The sequence below is a fragment of the Pseudomonas sp. HTZ2 genome (assembly GCF_033173945.1).
In the GTDB taxonomy this organism is placed as follows: Bacteria; Pseudomonadota; Gammaproteobacteria; order Pseudomonadales; family Pseudomonadaceae; genus Aquipseudomonas; species Aquipseudomonas guariconensis.
This window is the reverse complement of the sequence record NZ_CP137332.1, coordinates 1-21,816: the sequence shown is the minus strand read 5'-3', so window position 1 is coordinate 21,816 and position 21,816 is coordinate 1. Positions and strand designations below refer to the sequence as shown.

Annotated in this window: 22 protein-coding genes; 13 read left to right on the top strand and 9 right to left on the bottom strand. The window is 62.0% G+C overall.

Going from position 1 to position 21,816, the window contains the following annotated elements; translation table 11 throughout:
* Positions 1 to 25: 25 nt before the first annotated feature.
* The 5 genes from R6G97_RS00110 (at position 26) to trpE (ending at position 5,333) form a co-directional block, all read left to right on the top strand.
* The gene (locus R6G97_RS00110) at positions 26 to 1,273 is read left to right on the top strand and encodes an ABC transporter permease (protein WP_043210418.1); all 1,248 of its coding nucleotides are present in this window, start codon (positions 26 to 28) and stop codon (positions 1,271 to 1,273) included.
* An 11-nt stretch (positions 1,274 to 1,284) separates the two neighbouring features.
* Positions 1,285 to 2,112 (top strand): ABC transporter permease, encoded by an 828-nt coding sequence (locus tag R6G97_RS00105; protein WP_043210420.1) that lies wholly within the window; start codon positions 1,285 to 1,287, stop codon positions 2,110 to 2,112.
* A gap of 179 nt (positions 2,113 to 2,291) precedes the next feature.
* Positions 2,292 to 2,966: a ribulose-phosphate 3-epimerase gene (gene rpe, locus R6G97_RS00100; protein ID WP_043210423.1), complete on the top strand. Its 675-nt coding sequence runs from the start codon at positions 2,292 to 2,294 to the stop codon at positions 2,964 to 2,966.
* Positions 2,963 to 3,781, top strand: coding sequence for a phosphoglycolate phosphatase (locus R6G97_RS00095; protein ID WP_043210424.1), 819 nt, complete (start codon positions 2,963 to 2,965; stop codon positions 3,779 to 3,781). Before rpe ends, R6G97_RS00095 begins: the two co-directional genes overlap by 4 nt.
* Before the next feature lie 70 nt (positions 3,782 to 3,851).
* Positions 3,852 to 5,333, top strand: coding sequence for an anthranilate synthase component I (gene trpE / locus R6G97_RS00090; protein WP_043210427.1), 1,482 nt, complete (start codon positions 3,852 to 3,854; stop codon positions 5,331 to 5,333).
* 193 nt (positions 5,334 to 5,526) lie between these two features.
* Here the strand turns inward: trpE and estP are convergent, their stop codons facing one another.
* On the bottom strand, positions 5,527 to 7,392 hold the full coding sequence (estP, locus tag R6G97_RS00085; RefSeq protein WP_317847671.1) for an esterase EstP: 1,866 nt from the start codon (positions 7,390 to 7,392) through the stop codon (positions 5,527 to 5,529).
* A gap of 375 nt (positions 7,393 to 7,767) precedes the next feature.
* Here estP and R6G97_RS00080 point away from each other — a divergent pair, with 375 nt between their 5' ends.
* The 4 genes from R6G97_RS00080 (at position 7,768) to R6G97_RS00065 (ending at position 11,086) form a co-directional block, all read left to right on the top strand.
* Positions 7,768 to 8,361: an aminodeoxychorismate/anthranilate synthase component II gene (locus tag R6G97_RS00080; RefSeq protein WP_043210433.1), complete on the top strand. Its 594-nt coding sequence runs from the start codon at positions 7,768 to 7,770 to the stop codon at positions 8,359 to 8,361.
* Between the two features lie 9 nt (positions 8,362 to 8,370).
* Positions 8,371 to 9,420, top strand: coding sequence for an anthranilate phosphoribosyltransferase (trpD, locus tag R6G97_RS00075; RefSeq protein ID WP_070571925.1), 1,050 nt, complete (start codon positions 8,371 to 8,373; stop codon positions 9,418 to 9,420).
* Complete coding sequence (gene trpC / locus R6G97_RS00070) at positions 9,417 to 10,253, top strand: indole-3-glycerol phosphate synthase TrpC (RefSeq protein WP_043210439.1); 837 nt, start codon at positions 9,417 to 9,419, stop codon at positions 10,251 to 10,253. Before trpD ends, trpC begins: the two co-directional genes overlap by 4 nt.
* Positions 10,254 to 10,381: 128 nt before the next feature.
* On the top strand, positions 10,382 to 11,086 hold the full coding sequence (locus R6G97_RS00065; RefSeq protein WP_090346190.1) for a lipoate--protein ligase family protein: 705 nt from the start codon (positions 10,382 to 10,384) through the stop codon (positions 11,084 to 11,086).
* Here the strand turns inward: R6G97_RS00065 and crp are convergent.
* Positions 11,083 to 11,727: a cAMP-activated global transcriptional regulator CRP gene (gene crp / locus R6G97_RS00060; RefSeq protein ID WP_043210445.1), complete on the bottom strand. Its 645-nt coding sequence runs from the start codon at positions 11,725 to 11,727 to the stop codon at positions 11,083 to 11,085. The two genes, R6G97_RS00065 and crp, sit on opposite strands and share 4 nt — an antisense overlap.
* 190 nt (positions 11,728 to 11,917) lie before the next feature.
* Here crp and R6G97_RS00055 point away from each other — a divergent pair, with 190 nt between their 5' ends.
* Positions 11,918 to 12,340, top strand: coding sequence for an OsmC family protein (locus R6G97_RS00055; protein ID WP_317847670.1), 423 nt, complete (start codon positions 11,918 to 11,920; stop codon positions 12,338 to 12,340).
* A 37-nt stretch (positions 12,341 to 12,377) separates the two neighbouring features.
* Here R6G97_RS00055 and R6G97_RS00050 read toward each other — a convergent pair whose 3' ends face one another.
* From R6G97_RS00050 to hemJ, 5 genes are all read right to left on the bottom strand, one after another.
* A complete protein-coding gene (locus R6G97_RS00050) occupies positions 12,378 to 13,418 on the bottom strand; it encodes a DUF2157 domain-containing protein (protein ID WP_182941893.1) in 1,041 nt (346 codons plus the stop codon).
* An 11-nt stretch (positions 13,419 to 13,429) separates the two neighbouring features.
* The gene (gene coq7, locus R6G97_RS00045) at positions 13,430 to 14,077 is read right to left on the bottom strand and encodes a 2-polyprenyl-3-methyl-6-methoxy-1,4-benzoquinone monooxygenase (protein ID WP_043210450.1); all 648 of its coding nucleotides are present in this window, start codon (positions 14,075 to 14,077) and stop codon (positions 13,430 to 13,432) included.
* A 65-nt stretch (positions 14,078 to 14,142) separates the two neighbouring features.
* Complete coding sequence (locus R6G97_RS00040) at positions 14,143 to 14,481, bottom strand: histidine triad nucleotide-binding protein (protein WP_009408519.1); 339 nt, start codon at positions 14,479 to 14,481, stop codon at positions 14,143 to 14,145.
* A gap of 64 nt (positions 14,482 to 14,545) precedes the next feature.
* Positions 14,546 to 15,328: an SDR family NAD(P)-dependent oxidoreductase gene (locus R6G97_RS00035; RefSeq protein ID WP_043210455.1), complete on the bottom strand. Its 783-nt coding sequence runs from the start codon at positions 15,326 to 15,328 to the stop codon at positions 14,546 to 14,548.
* A gap of 120 nt (positions 15,329 to 15,448) precedes the next feature.
* A complete protein-coding gene (gene hemJ, locus R6G97_RS00030) occupies positions 15,449 to 15,874 on the bottom strand; it encodes a protoporphyrinogen oxidase HemJ (protein WP_043210459.1) in 426 nt (141 codons plus the stop codon).
* A 141-nt stretch (positions 15,875 to 16,015) separates the two neighbouring features.
* On the opposite strand from hemJ, the gene argC reads away from it, so the two are divergent.
* Together argC and erpA are read left to right on the top strand one after the other, a co-directional pair.
* Complete coding sequence (argC, locus tag R6G97_RS00025) at positions 16,016 to 17,050, top strand: N-acetyl-gamma-glutamyl-phosphate reductase (protein ID WP_090346183.1); 1,035 nt, start codon at positions 16,016 to 16,018, stop codon at positions 17,048 to 17,050.
* Positions 17,051 to 17,216: 166 nt separating this feature from the next.
* On the top strand, positions 17,217 to 17,567 hold the full coding sequence (gene erpA, locus R6G97_RS00020) for an iron-sulfur cluster insertion protein ErpA (protein ID WP_043210464.1): 351 nt from the start codon (positions 17,217 to 17,219) through the stop codon (positions 17,565 to 17,567).
* 61 nt (positions 17,568 to 17,628) lie between these two features.
* Here erpA and R6G97_RS00015 read toward each other — a convergent pair whose 3' ends face one another.
* A complete protein-coding gene (locus R6G97_RS00015; protein ID WP_197852635.1) occupies positions 17,629 to 18,720 on the bottom strand; it encodes an anhydro-N-acetylmuramic acid kinase in 1,092 nt (363 codons plus the stop codon).
* 3 nt (positions 18,721 to 18,723) lie between these two features.
* Positions 18,724 to 20,154: a peptidoglycan DD-metalloendopeptidase family protein gene (locus R6G97_RS00010; protein ID WP_090346178.1), complete on the bottom strand. Its 1,431-nt coding sequence runs from the start codon at positions 20,152 to 20,154 to the stop codon at positions 18,724 to 18,726.
* A gap of 213 nt (positions 20,155 to 20,367) precedes the next feature.
* Here R6G97_RS00010 and tyrS point away from each other — a divergent pair, with 213 nt between their 5' ends.
* Positions 20,368 to 21,567 carry a tyrosine--tRNA ligase gene (tyrS, locus tag R6G97_RS00005; protein ID WP_043210472.1) on the top strand — a complete coding sequence of 400 codons (1,200 nt, stop codon included), beginning with the start codon at positions 20,368 to 20,370 and terminating at the stop codon, positions 21,565 to 21,567.
* Positions 21,568 to 21,816: the final 249 nt, after the last annotated feature.

The following is a 21,816-nucleotide window of genomic DNA, read 5'->3' as shown; positions in this document are numbered from 1 at the left end:
GTTCCCCAGATTTTCGGAGTTCGCCATGGCCATTGCAGTGCCCCTGAACGAAGGCGCAGGTAAAAGCCTCAAGCAGCGCCTCAAGCATGCCGAGCGGGTCAACCGTTGGAAGGCGCAGGCGTTGATCGCGCCGCTGGCGCTGTTCCTGTTGCTGGTGTTTCTGGTGCCGATTGCGGCACTGCTGTACAAGAGCGTCGGCAACCCCGAGGTGGTCAACGGCCTGCCGCGCACCGTCGAGGCCATCGCGCAATGGGATGGCAAGGGCCTGCCGGGCGAGGACGTGTACAAGGTGCTCAGCCAGGACCTGGCGGAGTCACGCAAGAAACAGACCCTGGGCGATCTCTCCAAACGCCTGAACATGGAGTTGGCCGGCTACCGCAGCCTGCTGGCGAAGACTGCACGGGCGTTGCCGTTCAAGGCCGAGCCTAGTTCTTATAAAGATGCCCTGCAGACGCTCGACGAGCGCTGGGGCGACCCTGCGTACTGGCAGGCGATCCGTCGCAATACCAGTGCAGTGACACCGTTCTACCTTCTGGCGGCGCTGGACCATCGCATCGACGACCTGGGCGAACTGGCCAAGGCCACGCCAGACCAGGCCATCTATCTGGACATCTTCACCCGAACCCTTTGGATGGGGGTGGTCATCACCGCAATCTGCCTGGTGCTGGCCTACCCGTTGGCCTACCTGCTGGCCAACCTGCCGACCCGGCAGAGCAATTTGCTGATGATCCTGGTGCTGCTGCCGTTCTGGACCTCGATCCTGGTGCGGGTGGCTGCTTGGATCGTGCTGTTGCAGTCCGGTGGCTTGATCAACAGTGCGTTGATGGCCATGGGCATCATCGATGAGCCGCTGGAGTTGGTGTTCAACCGCACCGGTGTGTACATCGCCATGGTGCACATCCTGCTGCCGTTCATGATCCTGCCGCTGTACAGCGTCATGAAAGGTATCTCGCCCAGCTATATGCGTGCGGCGATCTCCCTGGGCTGCCATCCGTTCGCCAGCTTCTGGCGCGTGTACTTCCCGCAGACCTATGCGGGTGTGGGGGCCGGTTGCCTGTTGGTGTTCATCATCTCCATCGGCTACTACATCACCCCGGCGCTGCTGGGCAGCCCGAACGACCAAATGGTCAGCTACTTCGTGGCCTTCTACACCAACACCAGTATCAACTGGGGCATGGCTACCGCCCTGGGCGGACTGTTGCTGCTGGCCACCGTCGTGCTGTACCTGATCTATAGCTGGCTGGTCGGCGCCAGCCGCCTGCGTCTGAGCTGAGGAGCCCTGTCATGCTGAGCCCTTACATGTCGCCCGTGGAGCGGGTCTGGTTCTACAGCCTGCGTATTCTCTGCGGTTTGATTCTGTTGTTCTTGGTGTTGCCGGTGCTGGTGATCGTGCCGTTGTCATTCAACAGCGGCAGCTTCCTGGTGTACCCATTGCAAGGCTTCTCGCTGCACTGGTACCAGGACTTCTTCGCCTCGGCCGAATGGATGCGATCACTCAAGAACAGCATCATCGTCGCCCCGGCCGCCACCGTGCTGGCGATGGTATTCGGCACCCTGGCCGCCATCGGCCTGACCCGCGGGGACTTCCCGGGCAAGTCGTTGGTCATGGCCCTGGTGATTTCGCCGATGGTGGTGCCGGTGGTGATCATTGGTGTGGCCAGCTACTTGTTCTTCGCGCCACTGGGCATGGGCAACAGCTTCGTTTCGTTGATCCTGGTGCATGCGGTGCTGGGCGTGCCCTTTGTCATCATCACGGTGTCGGCCACGCTGCAGGGCTTCAATCAGAACCTGGTGCGGGCTGCCGCCAGTCTCGGTGCCTCGCCGCTGCTTACCTTCCGTCGGGTGACCCTGCCGTTGATTGCCCCAGGTGTGATCTCCGGCGCGCTGTTCGCCTTCGCCACCTCCTTCGACGAAGTGGTGGTGACGCTGTTTTTGGCCGGCCCTGAGCAAGCGACCTTGCCACGGCAGATGTTCAGCGGCATTCGCGAGAACCTCAGCCCGACCATCGCCGCGGCCGCGACCTTGCTGATCGCTTTCTCTGTGGTGCTGTTGCTCACCCTTGAGTGGCTGCGCGGGCGCAGCGAGAAGCTGAGGACCCAGCAGCCGACCTGACGGTTCCGAATCAATACCCGCTCTCACAGGGCTACGCTGAAACTGTGGGAGCGGGTTCACCCGCCAAGCGTTTGCACCGCATTGAAGCAACTGGTCGACACCCATTGATACCAATCAGCCTTCATTGGCTTGCCTGAGTTACAATGCGCGCCACCGTGATTTCTGCCAACAGGTGCGCCATGCAGCCCTACGCTATTGCCCCCTCCATCCTCTCCGCCGATTTTGCCCGTCTGGGCGAGGACGTCGACAAGGTGCTGGCCGCCGGGGCCGACATCGTTCACTTCGATGTGATGGACAACCACTACGTGCCCAACCTGACCATCGGCCCGATGGTCTGCAGCGCCCTGCGCAAGTACGGCGTGACCGCGCCGATCGACGTGCACCTGATGGTCAGCCCGGTCGATCGCATCATCGGCGACTTCATCGAGGCAGGCGCCACTTACATCACCTTCCATCCTGAAGCGTCCCAGCACATCGACCGCTCCCTGCAACTGATCCGCGATGGCGGCTGCAAGGCCGGCCTGGTGTTCAACCCGGCCACCAGCCTGGATGCCCTCAAATACGTAATGGACAAGGTCGACATGGTGCTCTTGATGAGCGTCAACCCAGGCTTCGGTGGCCAGAAGTTCATTCCTGGCACCCTCGACAAACTGCGCGAAGCCCGCGCGCTGATCGACGCCAGCGGCCGTGATATCCGCCTGGAGATCGACGGTGGCGTCAACGTCAACAATATCCGCGAAATCGCCGCCGCCGGTGCCGATACCTTCGTGGCCGGCTCGGCGATCTTCAATGCGCCGGACTACCAGGAAGTCATCGGTAAAATGCGCGCCGAACTGGCCCAGGCGCGCCCATGAGCGGCTTCGAGCAGCTGTTCCCGGGAGCGCTGCCAAGGCTGGTGATGTTCGATCTGGATGGCACGTTGATCGATTCGGTCCCTGACCTTGCCGCCGCCGTGGATCGCATGCTGCTCCAGATGGGGCGCCCACCCGCGGGCCTGGAGGCCGTACGCCACTGGGTCGGCAATGGCGCCCAGGTCCTGGTCCGTCGGGCCTTGGCCGGTGGCCTGGACCACGATGCCGTGGACGATGCGTTGGCCGAACAGGGCCTGGCCCTGTTCATGGAGGCCTATGGGCAAAGCCATGACCTGACGGTGATCTACCCCGGTGTACGCGACACCTTGCGCTGGCTGCGCAAGCGCGGCGTGGAAATGGCGCTGATCACCAACAAGCCCGAGCGCTTCGTCGGGCCACTGCTCGATCAGATGAAGATCGGTCGTTATTTCCGCTGGATCATCGGCGGCGACACCCTGCCTCAGAAAAAACCCGATCCGGCCGCGTTGCTGTTCGTCATGAAGATGGCCGGCGTGCGCCCCGAGCAGGCATTGTTCGTGGGCGACTCGCGCAGCGATGTGCTGGCGGCCAAGGCGGCGGGCGTCAAGTGTGTAGGACTGAGCTATGGCTACAACCATGGCCGGCCGATCGACGAGGAGTCGCCCAGCCTGGTCATCGACGATCTGCGTGCCTTGCTGCCAGGTTGCTTAGTCCCGGCCACTGGGATAACGTTGGCGGACCTTCAAGCCTCACAAGACAGAGAGTCCACCGTGGCGGTCATCGGCAAATTCTGGATGAAAGTCATCAAGGCCCTGGCCCGCTGGCGCTGGCGCGCCTGACTTCTGCCCGCCGGCGCCTGCCGGCCCGTCCGCTTGCCCGACCCCATTGCCGCTTGCCACGAGGCTACCCATGACCCGCGAAGAATTCCTGCGCCTGGCCGCTGCCGGCTACAACCGCATTCCCCTGGCCTGCGAAACCCTGGCTGACTTCGACACGCCGCTGTCGATCTACCTGAAGCTTGCCGACCAACCCAACTCCTATTTGCTCGAGTCCGTTCAGGGCGGCGAGAAGTGGGGGCGATATTCGATGATCGGCCTGCCATCGCGCACCGTGCTGCGTGTGCATGGCTACCACGCGAGCGTCCTGCAGGACGGCGTGCAGGTGGAAAGCCATGACGTAGAGGACCCCTTGGCGTTCGTCGAGACCTTCAAGGATCGCTACAAGGTCGCTGACATCCCGGGCCTGCCACGCTTCAACGGTGGTCTGGTCGGTTACTTCGGCTATGACTGCGTGCGTTACGTGGAAAAGCGCCTGGGTGCCTGCCCGAACCCGGACCCGCTGGGTGTACCGGACATCCTGCTGATGGTCTCCGATGCCGTGGTGGTGTTCGATAACCTCGCGGGCAAGATGCACGCGATCGTGCTAGTGGACCCGGCCGAGGAACAGGCTTACGAGCAAGGCCAGGCGCGGCTGCAGGAGCTGCTGGCCAAGCTGCGCGAGCCGATCACCCCGCGTCGCGGCCTGGACCTGAGCGGCCCGCTCGCCGCCGAGCCCGCATTCCGCTCCAGCTATACCCGCGAGGACTACGAGAACGCGGTCGGGCGCATCAAGGAATACATCCTGGCCGGTGACTGCATGCAGGTGGTGCCGTCCCAGCGTATGTCCATCGACTTCAAGGCCGCGCCGATCGACCTGTACCGAGCGCTTCGCTGCTTCAACCCGACGCCTTACATGTATTTCTTCAACTTCGGTGACTTCCATGTAGTGGGCAGCTCGCCAGAAGTGCTGGTGCGTGTCGAGGACAATCTGGTCACCGTGCGACCGATCGCCGGAACCCGTCCACGCGGCGCCACCGAAGAAGCCGACCGGGCACTGGAAGACGATCTGCTGTCCGATGATAAGGAAATCGCCGAGCACCTGATGCTCATCGACCTGGGTCGCAACGATGTGGGCCGGGTATCGTCCACCGGCAGCGTGCGCCTGACCGAGAAAATGGTTATCGAGCGCTACTCCAACGTCATGCACATCGTCTCCAACGTCACAGGTCAACTGCGTGAAGGCCTGACCGCGATGGACGCGCTTCGCGCGATCCTGCCGGCTGGCACCCTGTCGGGCGCCCCAAAGATCCGTGCCATGGAAATCATCGACGAGCTGGAACCGGTCAAGCGTGGCGTCTATGGCGGCGCCGTGGGCTACCTTGCCTGGAATGGCAACATGGACACCGCTATCGCCATCCGCACCGCGGTGATCAAGGACGGCGAGCTGCATGTGCAGGCTGGTGGCGGCATCGTCGCTGACTCGGTACCGGCGCTTGAGTGGGAAGAAACCATCAACAAGCGTCGGGCCATGTTCCGCGCGGTGGCCTTGGCGGAGCAGACGCCACAAGCCTGACGGGCAGTAGATGAGTGAACGGCGCCCTGGGGGCGCCGTTCTTCTTTGGAGGGCCTGTGCGGAGCCTGTTGCGACAGCGGCGCTCAGGCCTGTTTCGCGGGTTCTCGAGTGCTTTTGACGAGTCCGCTGTCCTGCAGGAGCGGGATTACCCACAAAACAGGCAACGGGATCTGCCGCAGGGCGCCAGTTCCGTTCAAAAGTCCAAGCTCAGCGCCAGGCCGACGCCTTGCTGGGTCAGCGCATCGCTCTTGCGCCAATTGTAGTTGCCCCGCAGGTGCACACCGGGCACCAGTTCATGGGTCAGCCCCAGGCTGGCACGGGTCAGGTTGCTGTCCGGCGTGTAGCCGGTGAGTGTGAAGTCATGGGCTGGCAGGCTGGTGAGGTGCAGGCTCAGGTCTTGGCGGTCGTCTTCGAATTCGTGCTCTCGGGCGATTTCGACAAATAACCGGGTACCTGCCGCAAACTGATAGCCACCTTGCAGGCCTATCCCCAGACGCCGCGAGCTGCGTTCCTGGTCATCGTAGGCCAGGGCTGTGGAGCGCCCGCTCTTTTCCTCGTAACCGTCGACCTTGACCCGGGCATAGTCGGCGCTGAGGAAGGGTGACAGCTGCCAGACACTGTGCTCGCTCGCCAGGTTGTAACCCAGCCGGCCGGTGACCGACCACGCCTCGCCATCCGTGTCGCCTTTCTCGCTGCGCTCCCCCACGCCGAGCGCGAAGGTACGCTTGAGGTCGTGATAGTCCAGGTGCCCTGCGGTCAATGCCGCGTCGGCCCACCAGCGGTGCTGGCTATATTGGGCAAATACCGTGGCGAGATAGCTGTCGAGCTTGTAGTCCGAGTCGTATTCTCCGACCTCGAGCTTCTGCCGGTTCACGCCAGCCGCCAAGCCGATGCGCCACGCGTCGTCGAGGCGGTAGCTGCCGCCCAGGGTCAGGTTGTAACCGCGTCCATCTGCGCTGGCGGCACCGCGCTGGTCGTCGAAGTCGAGGTCCTGAGCGCCCGTGGCGACAAAGGGCTGCCATTGGCCAACGGCCTGCCAGGGTGTCTGCCATTGGTTGCGCAGCTCGTCCTGATGGGCCCGTAGGTTGCCGTGGGCCATTTCCGGCAGCAGCGTCAGCTCCCAGGGTGCAGCAAGGATCGAATAGCCGTAGTCGGCGATCAGTTTCTGACCGGCGATGGTCGGATGCACCGAATCGTTGAACAGCAGTTTGGTGGGATCCGGTGTGATGCCGTTGGCCCCGTACACCGGGTTACCCACGCAGCCTTCGCCGCTGTAGCAGGTGCCGACCAGGTTCTGGCCGGTGGCCAGCCCGAAGTCGGCTGGATTCGCCAAGGCCTCCTGAAGCAGGGCTGGAATGTTCAGAGGGATGATCTGTGCGTCGATCTGGCCGAGCTGGTTCAGCAATGATTGATTGAACACGCCAGACAATTGCGACAGCGGGCCTTCCAATGGCGTGCCGCTGTAGTTGGGTGTCTGCCCCAGATCCGGCAACAGCCAGACCATGATGTAGCGCGCACCACCCTGTTGCAGGGCCTGCGCACTGGCTGCCAGGCGCGCGCCGGCGGCAGCGGCGTCGCCCGGGGTGTTGACCAGCCCTTGAAGGAAGTCGTTGCCGCCGCCGGTCAGGTAGTACAAAGCGTTAGCGTCGGCGCGCAAACCATTGGCCAGGTAGCCGTCACGCTCGCGCAGCACCGTACCCGCACCCGGACGTCCCGGCGGGATGATGGTGCGTGAGGTCTCGGTGATCGAGTCGAGTATCTGCTGCGTTGTGTAGCCTCCGACCGCCCAGTTGTTGCCGTCGGGGCGGGTGCCGATGGAAGTGGAGGGGTTGAGCTCGTCGGTGGGTACACCCAGCCGGTTCCCCAGGATCATCGGCGTGACCGGTGCATAGCTGCCATCGGCATTGCGGTTGGTGAAGCGCAGCCCGAACTGTCCGGCATCGCTGAGGCTGTCGCCGAACACGATGAGCGAGGAGTAGGGCGAGGGCGCTGCCATGGCCTGGCTGCAGGAAAGGGCCAGAAGCCCCATCAGGGGACGAATGAAGCGTGTTTTGCGCATTGGAGAAGGTCCTTTTCTTTATTTTTGTCGGAACAGCCCGATTGACCTTAACAAAGCTGAGGGAATTCGATCCAAGTGGATTCGTTTCTCCGTATTTACGGGCATATTGCACCCGCCGGCCCGGTAGGCTACTGTGCCGTGACGTACAAGCGAGACCTACTTCTGTGTTGATCGTCAGCAAACTCTTGATGCGCGTTATCAAGGCCCACGCCCGTTGGCGTTGGCGCGCCTGACTTTATCTCCTGCCGGCCCGTCCGGCCCGCCCCCGTTTGCCTTCCAGTCGCTTCATCCACCGCTCGCTGCGGGACAGCCCGCGCTTGCACCGGCATTGGAAGGTTCGAATTCAAAGTCAGTAGATTCAAGAGGTTCAGCCCGATGTTACTGATGATCGACAACTACGACTCCTTTACCTACAACGTCGTCCAGTACCTGGGCGAGCTGGGCGCCGAGGTCAAGGTCATTCGCAACGATGAAATGACCATCGCCCAGATCGAAGCCCTCAAGCCCGAGCGCATCGTCGTCTCCCCTGGCCCTTGCACGCCGAGCGAGGCCGGGGTCTCCATCGAGGCCATCCTGCACTTCGCCGGCAAGCTGCCGATCCTCGGCGTCTGCTTGGGCCACCAGTCCATCGGTCAGGCCTTTGGCGGTGATGTGGTTCGCGCCCGCCAGGTGATGCACGGCAAGACCAGCCCGGTCCATCATCGCGACCTGGGCGTGTTCGCCGGCTTGAACAACCCGCTCACCGTGACCCGTTACCACTCGCTGGTGGTCAAGCGCGAAACCCTGCCCGAGTGCCTGGAAATCACTGCCTGGACGGCCCATGCCGATGGCTCGGTCGACGAGATCATGGGCCTGCGCCACAAGACGCTGAACATCGAAGGGGTGCAGTTCCACCCCGAGTCGATCCTCACCGAGCAGGGCCACGAACTGTTCGCCAACTTCCTCAAGCAGACCGGCGGCCATCGCTAAGGAGCGAACATGGATATCAAGAGCGCGTTGAGCCGTATCGTCGGCCACCTGGATCTGTCCACCGAAGAAATGCGCGCTGTCATGCGCCAGATCATGACGGGCCAGTGCAGTGAGGCGCAGATCGGTGCCTTCCTGATGGGCATGCGCATGAAGAGCGAGAGCATCGACGAGATCGTCGGTGCCGTATCGGTGATGCGTGAGCTGTGCAGCAAGGTAGAACTGCAAACCCTCGACGGTGTGGTCGACATCGTCGGCACCGGCGGCGATGGTGCCAATATTTTCAACGTGTCCACCGCGTCGGCGTTTGTCCTCGCGGCAGCGGGTTGCCCGGTGGCCAAGCATGGCAACCGCGCGGTATCCGGCAAGAGTGGCAGTGCCGACCTGCTGGAGGCCGCTGGAATCTACCTGAACCTGACGCCCGTGCAGGTCGCCCGCTGCATCGACAGCCTGGGGATCGGCTTCATGTTCGCCCAGACCCACCACAGCGCCATGAAGCATGCTGCCGGCCCGCGCCGTGATCTGGGGCTGCGCACCCTGTTCAACATGCTGGGCCCGCTTACGAATCCGGCCGGTGTGAAACACCAGGTGGTCGGGGTGTTCACCCAGGCCCTGTGCCGCCCGTTGGCCGAAGTGCTGCAACGCCTGGGCAGCAAGCATGTGCTGGTGGTGCACTCCAAGGACGGTCTGGATGAGTTCAGCCTGGCTGCACCGACCTTCGTGGCCGAACTGAAGAATGACCAGATCTCCGAATATTGGGTCGAGCCCGAAGACCTTGGCATGAAGAGCCAGAGCCTGCACGGTCTGGCTGTCGAAGGTCCGCAGGCCTCGCTGGAGCTGATCCGTGACGCCCTAGGCCGGCGCAAGACCGAGAATGGCCAGAAGGCCGCCGAGATGATCGTGCTCAATGCTGGCGCGGCGCTGTACGCCGCCGACCACGCCATGAGCCTCAAGAGCGGTGTAGAACTTGCCCATGACGTGCTGCACACAGGCCTTGCCTGGGAGAAGCTGCAAGAGTTGGGCGCTTTTACCGCGGTATTCAAGCAGGAGAACGAAGCATGAGCGTACCGACGGTGCTGGAGAAGATCCTTGCCCGCAAGGTCGAGGAAGTGGCCGAACGCAGTGCCCGCGTCGGCCTGGCCGAGCTGGAGCGAATGGCCAAGGCGGCCGACGCCCCGAGAGGCTTTGCCAACGCCATGCTCGCACAGGCCAAGCGCAAGCAGCCGGCAGTGATTGCCGAGATCAAGAAAGCCTCGCCCAGCAAAGGCGTGATCCGCGAGCATTTCGTTCCGGCCGACATCGCCGTCAGCTATGAAAAGGGCGGGGCGACCTGCCTTTCGGTACTGACCGATGTGGATTACTTCCAGGGCGGCGATGCCTACCTGCAGCAGGCCCGCGCGGCATGCAAGCTGCCGGTGATCCGCAAGGACTTTCTCATCGACCCTTACCAAGTGGTCGAGGCCCGGGCCCTGGGCGCCGATTGCGTCTTGCTGATCGTCGCCGCGCTGGATGACGTACGCATGGCTGAACTGGCTGCTACCGCCAAGTCTGTCGGGCTCGATGTTCTGGTCGAGGTGCACGACGCTGCTGAGCTGGAGCGCGCGTTGAACACCCTCGATACTCCGCTGGTCGGGGTCAACAACCGCAACCTGCATACTTTCGAGGTCAGCCTGGAGACCACGCTGGACCTGCTACCACGCATTCCGCGTGACCGCCTGGCGATTACCGAGAGCGGTATCCTCAACCGTGCCGATGTGGAGCTGATGGAAATCAACGAGGTCTATTCGTTCCTTGTCGGTGAGGCGTTCATGCGTGCCGAGCAGCCTGGGCTGGAGCTGCAGCGACTGTTCTTCCCCGAGCGCGCGGTGAAAACCGTGGTTCAGGAACTGGACTGATCGATCGAAGCCGGCGTTTGCCGGCTTTTTTGTATGCCTGCTCTTCGCAGCCTGAACGCAACGAAAATCCCATGGGAGCGGGTTTGCCCATGAAAGGGTTTGTGCAACCAACATCTTTAGGTGGATCAATGACCGAACGACCGCTGGCGCTGACCGTCGAACAAGGCCTGCACGCCGAGCAGGAGCTGCTGGCGGCGGTATGCCGTGGCGAGCGTGACGCGGGTGTGCTGTTCTGGCGCCCGACCGACCACGCCCTGGTGATGCCTCGACGCATGAGCCGCCTGGACAACTTCGAGGCCGCCTGCTCTGAGCTGGCCATTGCCGGGTGGCCTGTGCTCTTGCGCGAAACGGGCGGCGAGCCGGTGCCTCAGTCCCATTCGACAGTGAATGTGGCGTTGGTCTACGTTGCGCCGCGCAGTGAAGGAGATCACGGGCGCATCGAAAATGCCTATGAGCGCCTGTGCCTACCACTGTGCGATGTGCTGCGCGAGTGGGGCGGCGTGGCTTCGGTCGGCGAGATCGACGGCGCGTTCTGCGACGGTCGGTATAACGTCAATCTCAATGGTCGCAAGCTGGTCGGTACTGCCCAGCGCTGGCGCCAGGGCTTAGGCGGAAAGCGTGCGGTGGTGCTGGTGCACGGCGCGCTGTTACTGGACAACGAGCGAGAATCGATGGTCGCGGCGGTCAACCGTTTCAATGAATGCTGTGATCTGGAGCAGCGTTGCCGTGCCGACAGCCATATCGCTCTGCACGAAGTGGTGCCCGAGGCGCCGTGGTTCGAGCGCCTGAGTCAGGCCTACAATGAGGTGATCGCGGCGATCCCTCGCGACTAACGGGTGCCGTGGACCACCATGGTCTTGCCCTTGACCTGCACCAGGCTGCGCTCTTCAAGGTCCTTGAGTACGCGGCCGACCATCTCCCGTGAGCAGCCGACAATGCGGCCGATCTCCTGACGGGTGATCTTGATCTGCATGCCGTCCGGGTGGGTCATGGCATCGGGCTGCTTGCACAGGTCAAGCAGGCATCGGGCCACGCGGCCGGTGACATCGAAGAAAGCCAGGTCGCCCACCTTGCGGGTGGTATTTCGCAGGCGCTGGGCCATCTGGCTGCCCAGGGCGTAGAGGATGTCTGGATCCTGGCGGGCCAGTTCACGGAACTTGTCGTAGCTGATTTCAGCTACCTCGCACTCAGTCTTGGCGCGGACCCAGGCGCTGCGCTGCTGCTCTTGTCCTGCGGACTCGAACAAGCCCAGCTCACCGAAGAAATCCCCGCTATTGAGGTAGGCGATGATCATTTCATGGCCATCGTCATCCTCGATCAAGATGGTCACCGAACCCTTGATGATGAAGGACAACGTTTCAGCCCGGTCGCCTGCGCAGATGATGTTGCTTTTGGCGGCGTAACGGCGGCGCTGGCAGTGGGCGAGCAGCTTGTCGATATTCTTGATCTTGGCAGGTAGAGCGGAGGCAACCATCACGAAATCCTGTTCGGGGCGAGGCATTGCACTTTTTATAGGACGTTGGCGACGAGCGCCAGTCATTTGGCGTCAGCTTATCAGACACTGCCGCTTGCAATGGCTTTAATGGCGCTCGCATTGCGCTTTTCCGATAGCGCCACAAAGACTAAGCTGACGACCTTTCTCAAGCATCTTGGAGTCCAGATACATGAAGGCACGCATCCAGTGGGCCGGTGAAGCGATGTTCCTCGGCGAATCGGGGAGCGGCCATGTCGTGGTCATGGATGGCCCGCCCGAGGCAGGCGGACGCAACCTGGGCGTACGCCCCATGGAAATGTTGCTGCTCGGCCTGGGCGGCTGCAGTAGCTTCGATGTGGTGAGCATCCTCAAGAAGTCCCGCCAGGCCGTGGAGAGCTGCGAGGCCTTCCTGGAAGCCGAGCGCGCCAGCGAAGACCCCAAGGTATTCACCAAGATCCACCTGAAATTCGTGGTCAAGGGGCGCGGGCTTAAGGAAGCTCAGGTCAAGCGCGCGGTGGAACTGTCGGCGGAGAAGTACTGCTCGGCCTCGATCATGCTCGATCGCGCTGGCGTGGAAATCACACACGGCTACGAGATCGTCGAGCTGGGTTGAATGACCGGTCGGGGCTGCTTTGCAGCCCCAAGCCTGTTCAGTTACGAAGTGCGGGCAGCGCTTGCTGCAACCATCTTGGCAGGTGTGCCCGTAGCGACTGGCTCAGTTGCTCACGCTTTTTTTGGTACAGCAAACCCAGCCCGATCACGCCCAGGCCGATCACGGTCAGCACCAGCGGGAAGAGCAGCGACTCGGCGAACACGTCATAGGAGAGGTAGCCCAGGTAGGCCGCTACGCCCATGGAACCAAAAACCATGAACACCGGCCGACGCAACAGTACCGCCAAGCCCATCAGGCCAAGATTGACCACGCAATACAACGCCTTGCCCAGCTCGCTGCCGCTGTCCATCAGCGTCAGTCCGCCCCAGAATGCCGCCAGTCCCGCCAGATAGCCCCAGCCTGCGTAGTCCCGGCGGGTTCGCCCATCGATCACGATGAAGACCGCCAGTAGCGTCAGACCGAACCACAACGAGACCGTGCGACGCTGTTCCCAGCTGAACGGTGAACCGAAGAACCATTCGCTGAGGTCCATGGACATGAACCACAGGGCCACGGCCATCGGCATCACGATGAAGGGAAAGGGGACCAGGCGCAGCATCAACAAGCCCGCCACCACCGTGGCCGCCTCCATCAGTACCCAGCCGCCCTGTACGTAGGTGTAGTACTGGTGATACTCGCTTTGGGTATCGTCGAGTGGCCACCAACCGGCAAGGCGCTCGATGGCGAACACTGCCAAGGGCACGATGCTCACGGCGACTGCGGCCAGCACGCCAGCGGCAATGGGTTGCTCCCGGCGTTGCAGCCTAAGGGCGAACAGCGTCAACAAGGCGATGTAGAGCGAGGAAACGCCCAGCAGCGCCGAATCGCCGATGCTCATCCAGGCTTCGGTGAGCAGCCAGCCCATGGCGCCCATGATCAGTAATGCGCCGAAGTAGAACGCCACATGGGCAAGCTGGAAAGTACCGCGGGTATGCGGTTGCTGGCGCAGGAAGGCTAACAAGGCCTGGTCCTGGCCCGGTTGAAGAACACCTGCGTCCACCGCGCGAGCCAGGTCCTTGGCGTCGAAACGTTCCGTCATGTTCGTGCCCTTCAGATGCGGTAGGTGCTTTTAGTCATCACCTTGGCCATCAGGCTCATGCCGAAGCGCACAGGGGCTGGGAAGCGGTAGCCGCCGGCTTCGAGTGCAGACTCGGCGTGCTGTTCTTCATCGACACGCATCTGTTCGAGAATGGCCCGGGACTTTTCATCCTCCTGGGGCAGTTGCTCAAGGTGCTCGTCCAGGTGCTTGCATACCTGGTGTTCGGTCGCTGCGACGAAGCCGAGACTGACCTTGTCGCTGACCAGGCCGGCAAGGGCGCCGATGCCGAAGGACATGCCATAGAACAGCGGGTTGAGCACGCTCGGGTGGCTGCCAAGCTGGCGGATGCGTTGCTCGCACCAAGCCAGGTGGTCGACTTCTTCTTCGGCGGCATGCTCCATGGCCTTACGCACCTCAGGCAACTTGGCGGTCAAGGCTTGGCCTTGGTACAGCGCCTGGGCGCAGACTTCACCGGTATGGTTGATCCGCATCAGGCCGGCAATATGGCGGGTTTGGCTTTCGTCCAGTTCGGCATCGGGTTGGACGATGGCCGGGGATGGGCGGGCAGGTTGGCCGCTGAAGGGCAGCAAGGTGCGCATGGCAGTATCGGCCTGCAGCAACAAGCGGTCGAGCGGCGAGTAGTGACGTTCGGTAGCCATCGGGCACCTCCGCTAGAGTGTGCCCGACAGTTTACCGCAATCGGGAAGGGGACGGTTGCCCTGGATCAGCCCGGCGGCCAGTGCATCTGGCGCTGGCCGAGCACGTGCATGTGGATGTGGTAGACCGTCTGGCCGCCCAGCTCATTGCAGTTCATGACCACACGGAAGCCATCCTCGCAGCCGAGTTCCTTGGCCAGGCGCTGGGCCGTGAACAGGATATGGCCGGCCAGGCCTTTGTCTTCCTCGGTCAGGTCGTTGAGGGTGCGGATGGGCTTTTTCGGGATGACCAGAAAATGCACAGGTGCCTGCGGGGCGATATCGTGGAAGGCCAGAACCTGGTCGTCCTCGTAGATGATCTTCGCCGGGATCTCCCGGTTGATGATCTTGGTGAAGATAGTCTCCACAGCTCGTACTCCATGGTGAGTGTCCGGGCCGAGTGTACCCAGCACGACGACGCTCGCCCAGTGGCTATTCGACGCCGACCGGGCAGTAGCGCCGATGGATGACGCCGGCCAGCTTGCGCGTGAGCCAGCGTGGCATCAGGCGAGGCATCGCCGCCAGCCAGCGGTTGCGTCGTCCAGGCATGATCAGGGCGCGGTTCTTGTCCAGCGCGCGTACGGTATAGAGCGCCACTTCTTCCGGGCTCAGGCAGCGCGCGCTGTCGTCCAGCCGAGGGATGCGTCGGCGCGAGGATCGCACAGGCCCGGGGCACAGGACCGAGACTTTGATTCCGGTGCGCTTGAGCTCCTCGCGAAGCGCCTCGGAGAAACTCACCACATAGGCCTTGCTGGCTGCGTAGGTGGCCATCCACGGGCCGGGCGCGGCGCTGGCCAGGGCTGCGACATTGAGGATTTGTCCGCCTCCGTGCAAAGCCATCAGGTTGCCAATGGCATGACACAGGCGGCTCAGGGCGAGGACGTTGACCTCCAGCAGGTCTTGTTCGTCGGCCCATTCATGGGCGAGAAACGGCCCATAGGTCCGCTGGCCGGCACAATTGACCAAAAGGTCGATGTGTCGCTCGCCTTCTTCGAGCTCCAGGACGAAGCCCGACAGGCGTAGGGGTTGGCTCAGGTCGCAAGCCCGGAACAGCACTTCGACGCCGAAGCGCTGGGTCAGCTCGATGGCGACCGGCTCCAGGGTCTCGCGGTGGCGTGCCACCAAGATCAGGTTGCGCCCACGCCGTGCCAGGGCTTCCGCCAGGGCAAGCCCTAGGCCGCTGGAAGCACCGGTAATCATGGCGTAACGGGTCATGCAAGGCTCCTGAGGCCGAAAAAGGGCGACTAGTGTACAGCGTGGCCGGAGAAGGTGTTGCCTTTTGCTACCGGCTCAGCCCCGAGCCTCAGGGGCCTGCCAGCACATGATCCTTCGGGCTCAGAACGGCTTGACCACTACCAGGATCACGATGCCCAGCAGAAACAGCACCGGCACTTCGTTGAACCAGCGGTAGAACACATGCCCGCGAGTATTGGTGCCAGCAGCGAAGCGTTTGCGCTGGGCGCCGCACATATGGTGGTAGACGGTCAACAGCGCCACCAGGGTGAGCTTGGCGTGTAGCCAGCCCTGGCTCAGCCAGCCAGGATTGAGGTAGAGCATCCAGGCGCCGAAGACGTAAGTGGCGATCATCGCTGGGTTCATGATGCCGCGATACAGCTTGCGTTCCATGGTGACGAAGCGGTCCAGGCTGAGGCTGTCCTGACTTTGGGCGTGGTAGACGAACAGGCGCGGGAGGTAGAACAGCCCGGCGAACCAGCAGACCACGCTGACGATATGCAGGGCCTTGATCCATAGATAAAGCATGGGGGAGTTCCTTCAGGATTCACGGTCGTCAGATAGTAACGGTCAAGCGTCCAATGGGGCATCCGAAGAGTTGTTACAGAGGCCCCGCACCCCTATTATCGTGCGCTTTCCAGTGGGCTCGTTGAAGAAGGGGCAAGCGTTATGATCAAGGTCGGTATCGTTGGCGGCACGGGTTACACCGGTGTCGAACTGTTGCGCCTGCTGGCACAGCACCCACAGGCCGAGGTCGCTGTCATCACGTCGCGCTCCGAGGCGGGCGTCGCGGTCGCCGACATGTATCCGAACCTGCGCGGTCATTATGATGGCCTAGCCTTCAGCGTGCCGGACAGCAAGACCTTGGGCGCCTGTGACGTGGTGTTCTTCGCCACGCCCCATGGGGTTGCCCACGCACTGGCTGGCGAATTGCTGGCTGCCGGGACCAAGGTCATCGACCTGTCCGCGGATTTCCGTCTGCAGGATGCCGTGGAGTGGGGCAAGTGGTACGGCCAGCCCCATGGTGCGCCGGAATTGCTCAAGGATGCGGTGTATGGCCTGCCAGAGGTCAACCGTGAGAAGATCCGCCAGGCCCGCCTGATCGCAGTGCCCGGTTGCTATCCGACCGCCACTCAGCTGGGTTTCCTGCCGCTGCTGGAGGCAGGCCTGGCTGATCCATCGCGACTGATTGCGGACTGCAAGTCCGGGGTGAGCGGGGCGGGGCGTGGCGCAGCCGTAGGTTCACTGTTCTGTGAAGCAGGCGAAAGCATGAAGGCATACGCGGTCAAGGGCCATCGCCATCTGCCGGAGATCAGCCAGGGGCTGCGTCAAGCCGCTGGCAAGGAAGTCGGGCTGACCTTCGTGCCGCATCTCACGCCGATGATTCGCGGTATTCACGCGACCCTTTACGCGACCGTCGCCGACACTTCCGTCGATCTACAGGCGCTGTTCGAGAAGCGCTATGCCGATGAGCCGTTCGTCGATGTGATGCCGGCTGGTAGCCATCCTGAGACCCGCAGCGTACGTGGTGCCAATGTCTGCCGCATCGCTGTACATCGTCCTCAGGGGGGCGACCTGGTGGTGGTGCTGTCGGTGATCGACAACCTGGTCAAGGGGGCTTCCGGCCAGGCGGTACAGAACCTGAATATCCTGTTCGGTCTGGACGAGCGCATGGGGCTCTCCCATGCGGGTCTGCTGCCCTAAGCGCAGCGGTAAGCTGCAAGCCTCGAGCTACAAGTGAGCACGCCGGGATTGGCTTTCCGCTTGTAGCTTGTCACTTGCAGCTTTCGTATTGTTGACCAATTTTCTCGGAGAAGCGGATAATGCGCGTCATCGAGTTTTATGGCGACACTGCGCCGGGAGAGTCAACATGAGCGTCGAAACCTTCACCCCCACGGCTTTGGAATTTACCCAAGGTGCTGCGAACAAGGTGAAGACCCTGGTCAGCGAGGAAGGCAATGATCGCCTGAAGCTGCGTGTGTTCGTGACGGGCGGCGGTTGCTCTGGCTTCCAGTACGGCTTCACCTTCGATGAAGAAGTGGCCGAGGACGACACCATCGTCGAGCGCGAGGGTGTATCCCTGGTAGTGGACCCGATGAGCTTCCAATACCTGGCAGGCGCCGAGGTGGACTACCAAGAAGGCCTTGAAGGTTCGCGTTTCGTGATCAAGAACCCCAATGCCACCACCACCTGCGGTTGCGGCTCCTCGTTCTCGATCTGAGGCCGGGCCCTGCAACGAAAACGCCGCGCAATTGCGCGGCGTTTTGCGTTGTGCAGGTTCGTCAGGCTGGATAGATCGCCCCGAGAACGCGCAGCCCCCGGGCGGCGGTCACGCTGGGGCGGTTGGCCGGGATGCGTTCGAGGCAGCAATGGGCCAGCCATGCGAAGGCCATGGCTTCGACCCAGTCCGGGTCCACGCCATGGGCGGCTGTGCTGCTGACCTGGGCACAAGGCAGCAGCGCTGCCAGGCGACCCATCAATGCGCTATTGCGAGCACCACCACCACAGACCAGCAGGGCCTCGGTGCCTGATTGGGCGCCAAGCAGCGAGTCAATGATGCTGCGGGCGGTCAGTTCCAGCAGCGTGGCCTGTACATCTTCGTCCCGATAGGCTGGCAGCGCTGCCAGATGGGCGTCCAGCCAGGGAAGGTTGAACACTTCACGGCCGGTGCTCTTGGGGCCGCTGCTTGCAAAGAAGGGGTCCGCCAGAAGCTTGTCCAGCAACGTATCGATGATCTGGCCGCTGGCGGCCCAGGCGCCATCGGCGTCATAGGTTTGGCCGCGCTTGCGTTCGATCCAGGCGTCCAGCAGCACGTTGCCTGGGCCGCAGTCGAAACCACGGACCGGTTGGTCTTGCTCGATCAGGCTGAGGTTGCTGAACCCGCCCACGTTCAGAATGGCCACGCGTTGCCCCAGGTGGCTGAACAGCGCCTCATGGAATGCAGGCACCAACGGGGCGCCTTGGCCTCCCGCGGCCACGTCACGACGGCGGAAATCACCGACAACGCAGATGCCCGTCAGCTCGGCCAGCAACGCCGGATTGCCAATCTGTACAGTGAATTCACGGGCCGGCTCGTGGCGGATGGTCTGACCGTGGCTGCCGATTGCACGGATGGCGCTGGCGTCCAGGCCTTGGCGTGCCAAGAGCTGTTTTATGCCTTCGGCGGCGAGGCTAGCCCAGCGGTTCTCCGCCAATGCGGCACGCGCGATCTCGTCAGGGCCGCTGGCACAGAGGGCAAGCAGCGCCTGACGAAGATCAGAAGGCATGGGGGTGTAGTGAGTGGCGAGCAGGTGGGTCTGCTCGCGTTGTTCGATCAGTGCGATGTCCAAACCATCTAGGCTGGTTCCGGACATCACACCCAGATAAAGCGCCATGGTTCAGCGCTTGTTGGCGGCGAGCAGGGTGGCCTTTTCCTGATCCATGCGGGCGATCAGGGGTTGGCTCTGCTGCAGGAAGCGCTGGCGCTCGGAGCGGGCAATCGGGTCGGCCATGGGCACCTTCTGGCTCAACGGATCGACGTGAACGCCATTGACCTGGAACTCGTAGTGCAGATGTGGGCCCGTGGACAGGCCGGTGGTGCCGATGTAACCGATCACCTGGCCTTGCTTGACCGAGCTGCCGGTCTTGATGCCCTTGGCAAAGCCCTGCATGTGACCATAAAGGGTCTTGTAGGAGTTGCCGTGGGCGATGATCACGGTATTGCCATAGCCACCGCGGCGGCCTGCCAGAAGTACCTTGCCATCGCCGGCGGCCTTGATCGGCGTGCCCCGTGGTGCGGCGTAGTCCACACCCTTGTGAGCGCGGATCTTGTTGAGGATCGGGTGCTTGCGGCCAGCGGAGAAGCGCGAGCTGATGCGGGCGTAATCCACCGGCGTACGGATGAAGGCTTTGCGCAGGCTGTTGCCGTCGGCGGTGTAGTAGCTGGTGTTGCCCTGCTTGTTGGTGTAGCGCACAGCGGTATAGGTCTTGCCGCGGTTGGTGAAGCGCGCGGACAGGATGTTGCCGGTGCCGACCACCTTGCCGTCCATGACCTTCTGCTCGTACACCACGTCGAATTCATCGCCAGGGCGGATGTCCTGGGCGAAGTCGATGTCGTAGCCAAGGACGCGGGCCATGTCCATGGTCATGCTGTGGGACAGGCCGGCGCGCTTGGCGGAAGCCGACAGCGAGCTTTTGATCACGCCATGGGCATAGGCAGTGCGCACCACCGGCTTGCTGATTTCCCGGTTGAAGCTGTAGCCCTTGGCTGTTTTGGTCAGGCGTATGGTCTCGAGGTTGCTGATCTTGCTGTGCAGGCTGGCCAGTTGGCCGTCTTCGTCGAGTTCGAACTGCAGGACCTGCCCATGCTTTAGCTGACTGAACTGCTTGGCCTGCTTGCCGCTTGCCAGGACGTCATGGACTACGTTGGCTGGCAAACCAACCTTGGCGAACAGTGTGGAGAGGGTATCGCCGCGCGCGACCGCGACTTCACGATGGCCGGGCAGCTTGGCCTCGGCGGTCTCCTTGGCTTTTTCCTCGGTAGCTGGCGCTTGTTGCTCAGCCTGCTTGGTGGGTGGTTCGCCCTCTTCGACTTGGGCAAAAGGAGAGCCTTCGTCGTTCTCGGCTTGAACCAGCGGGGCGGCCTTGGACTCGTCCTTCAACTGCTCGGCCGGCGTTTCCAGCTCCAGGCTGAGGGTGGTCTTCTTGGCTTCGACTTCGCTGGAGGGAAATACCAGCAAAGCCAGGCTGAGCAAGGCGGCAATGCCGCTGGCGGCCAACAAATGGCTTTTCGGATAAAGCGGGGGCGCTTTAGGCGTCTCGTTGGTCATAGGTGAGGTGACTTTGAAAAAGGTGAAATGGAAAAGATGAATGACATGATGAAGATGAAATAACTGTATAAAATATAACCAAATCCGGTTTCGCGCAAGGGCGCGTAGACGCCGCAATGCGTCATCCGGGTCACATTCCTTTGCGAAACTTGTAATTGATGGCCGATCTTGTATGGTTGGCTCCCCTTGAATCTGAGCCTTGCGGGTCTGTCTATGAAGTCGGTTGAAGAGCAGCTGGCGCTTATCAAGCGCGGTGCGGAAGAGGTATTGGTCGAGTCGGAACTGGTGGAGAAGCTCAAGCGCGGCCAGCCCCTGCGTATCAAGGCGGGCTTCGACCCGACTGCGCCGGACCTGCATCTGGGCCATACTGTGCTGATCAACAAGCTGCGCCAGTTCCAGGACCTTGGGCATCAGGTCATTTTCCTGATCGGTGACTTCACTGGCATGATCGGTGACCCGAGTGGCAAGAGCGCGACCCGCCCGCCGTTGACCCGGGAGCAGGTGCTGGATAACGCCGAGACCTACAAGCAGCAGGTATTCAAGATCCTTGATCCGGCCAAGACCGAAGTCGCGTTCAACTCTACCTGGATGGACAAGCTGACGCCGGCCGACTTCATTCGACTGGCCTCCCAGTACACTGTTGCGCGCATGCTCGAGCGCGATGACTTCGACAAGCGCTATAGCAGCAACCAACCGATTGCGATCCATGAATTCTTGTATCCGCTGGTGCAGGGATACGACTCGGTTGCGCTCAAGGCGGACGTGGAGCTTGGTGGTACCGATCAGAAGTTCAACCTGCTGATGGGGCGCGAGTTGCAGCGTGCCTATGGCCAGGAGGCGCAGAACATTGTCACCATGCCTTTGCTTGAAGGGCTTGATGGCGTCAAGAAGATGTCCAAGTCTCTGGGCAACTATGTCGGCATCCAGGAAGCTCCGGGGGTGATGTACAGCAAGCTGGTCTCCATTCCGGACACCTTGATGTGGCGTTATTTCGAGCTGCTGAGCTTCCGCTCCATGGAAGAGATCAACCAGTTCCGAGCCGATGTGGAGAAGGGTGCCAACCCGCGCGACATCAAGATCAAGCTGGCCGAAGAGATTGTGGCGCGCTTCCATGGTGAAGAGGCTGCGGCCAATGCCCATCGTGCTGCGGGCAACCGCATGAAGGATGGCGAGCTGCCGGAGGACCTGCCAGAGATCGAGGTGGCCGCACCAGAAGACATGCCGATCGCCGCGGTGCTGAACAAGGCGGGGCTGGTGAAAAACTCTGCCGCTGCTCGCGATCTGCTCAATGCAGGTGGGGTGAAGGTGGATGGCGTGGTTGTCGATCGTGGTTTCGTCTTTGCCATCGGGGCGACCCATGTTTGCCAGGCGGGTAAGAAAGCTTTCGCTCGCATTACCTTGAAAGCCGAGTAAGGGCGGCTTCCAAATTTTTGGGAGTAGCTATATAGAAGCGGGGAGGCCGTCAGGCCTCCCCGTTTTGCTTTTCAGCCGGATTAAGGTTTTTTGAAAATAAGTGTTGACGGGGTTTCGAATCTCCTTATAATGCGCCCCACTTCCGACGCAGTCGAAACGCAAAACTCCTTGATAATCAACGAGTTGAACGCTTCAGGTAATATCGGAAGGGCTTCGGTCTTCTGATCGGCAGTGGTGAAAAAGGCAGTT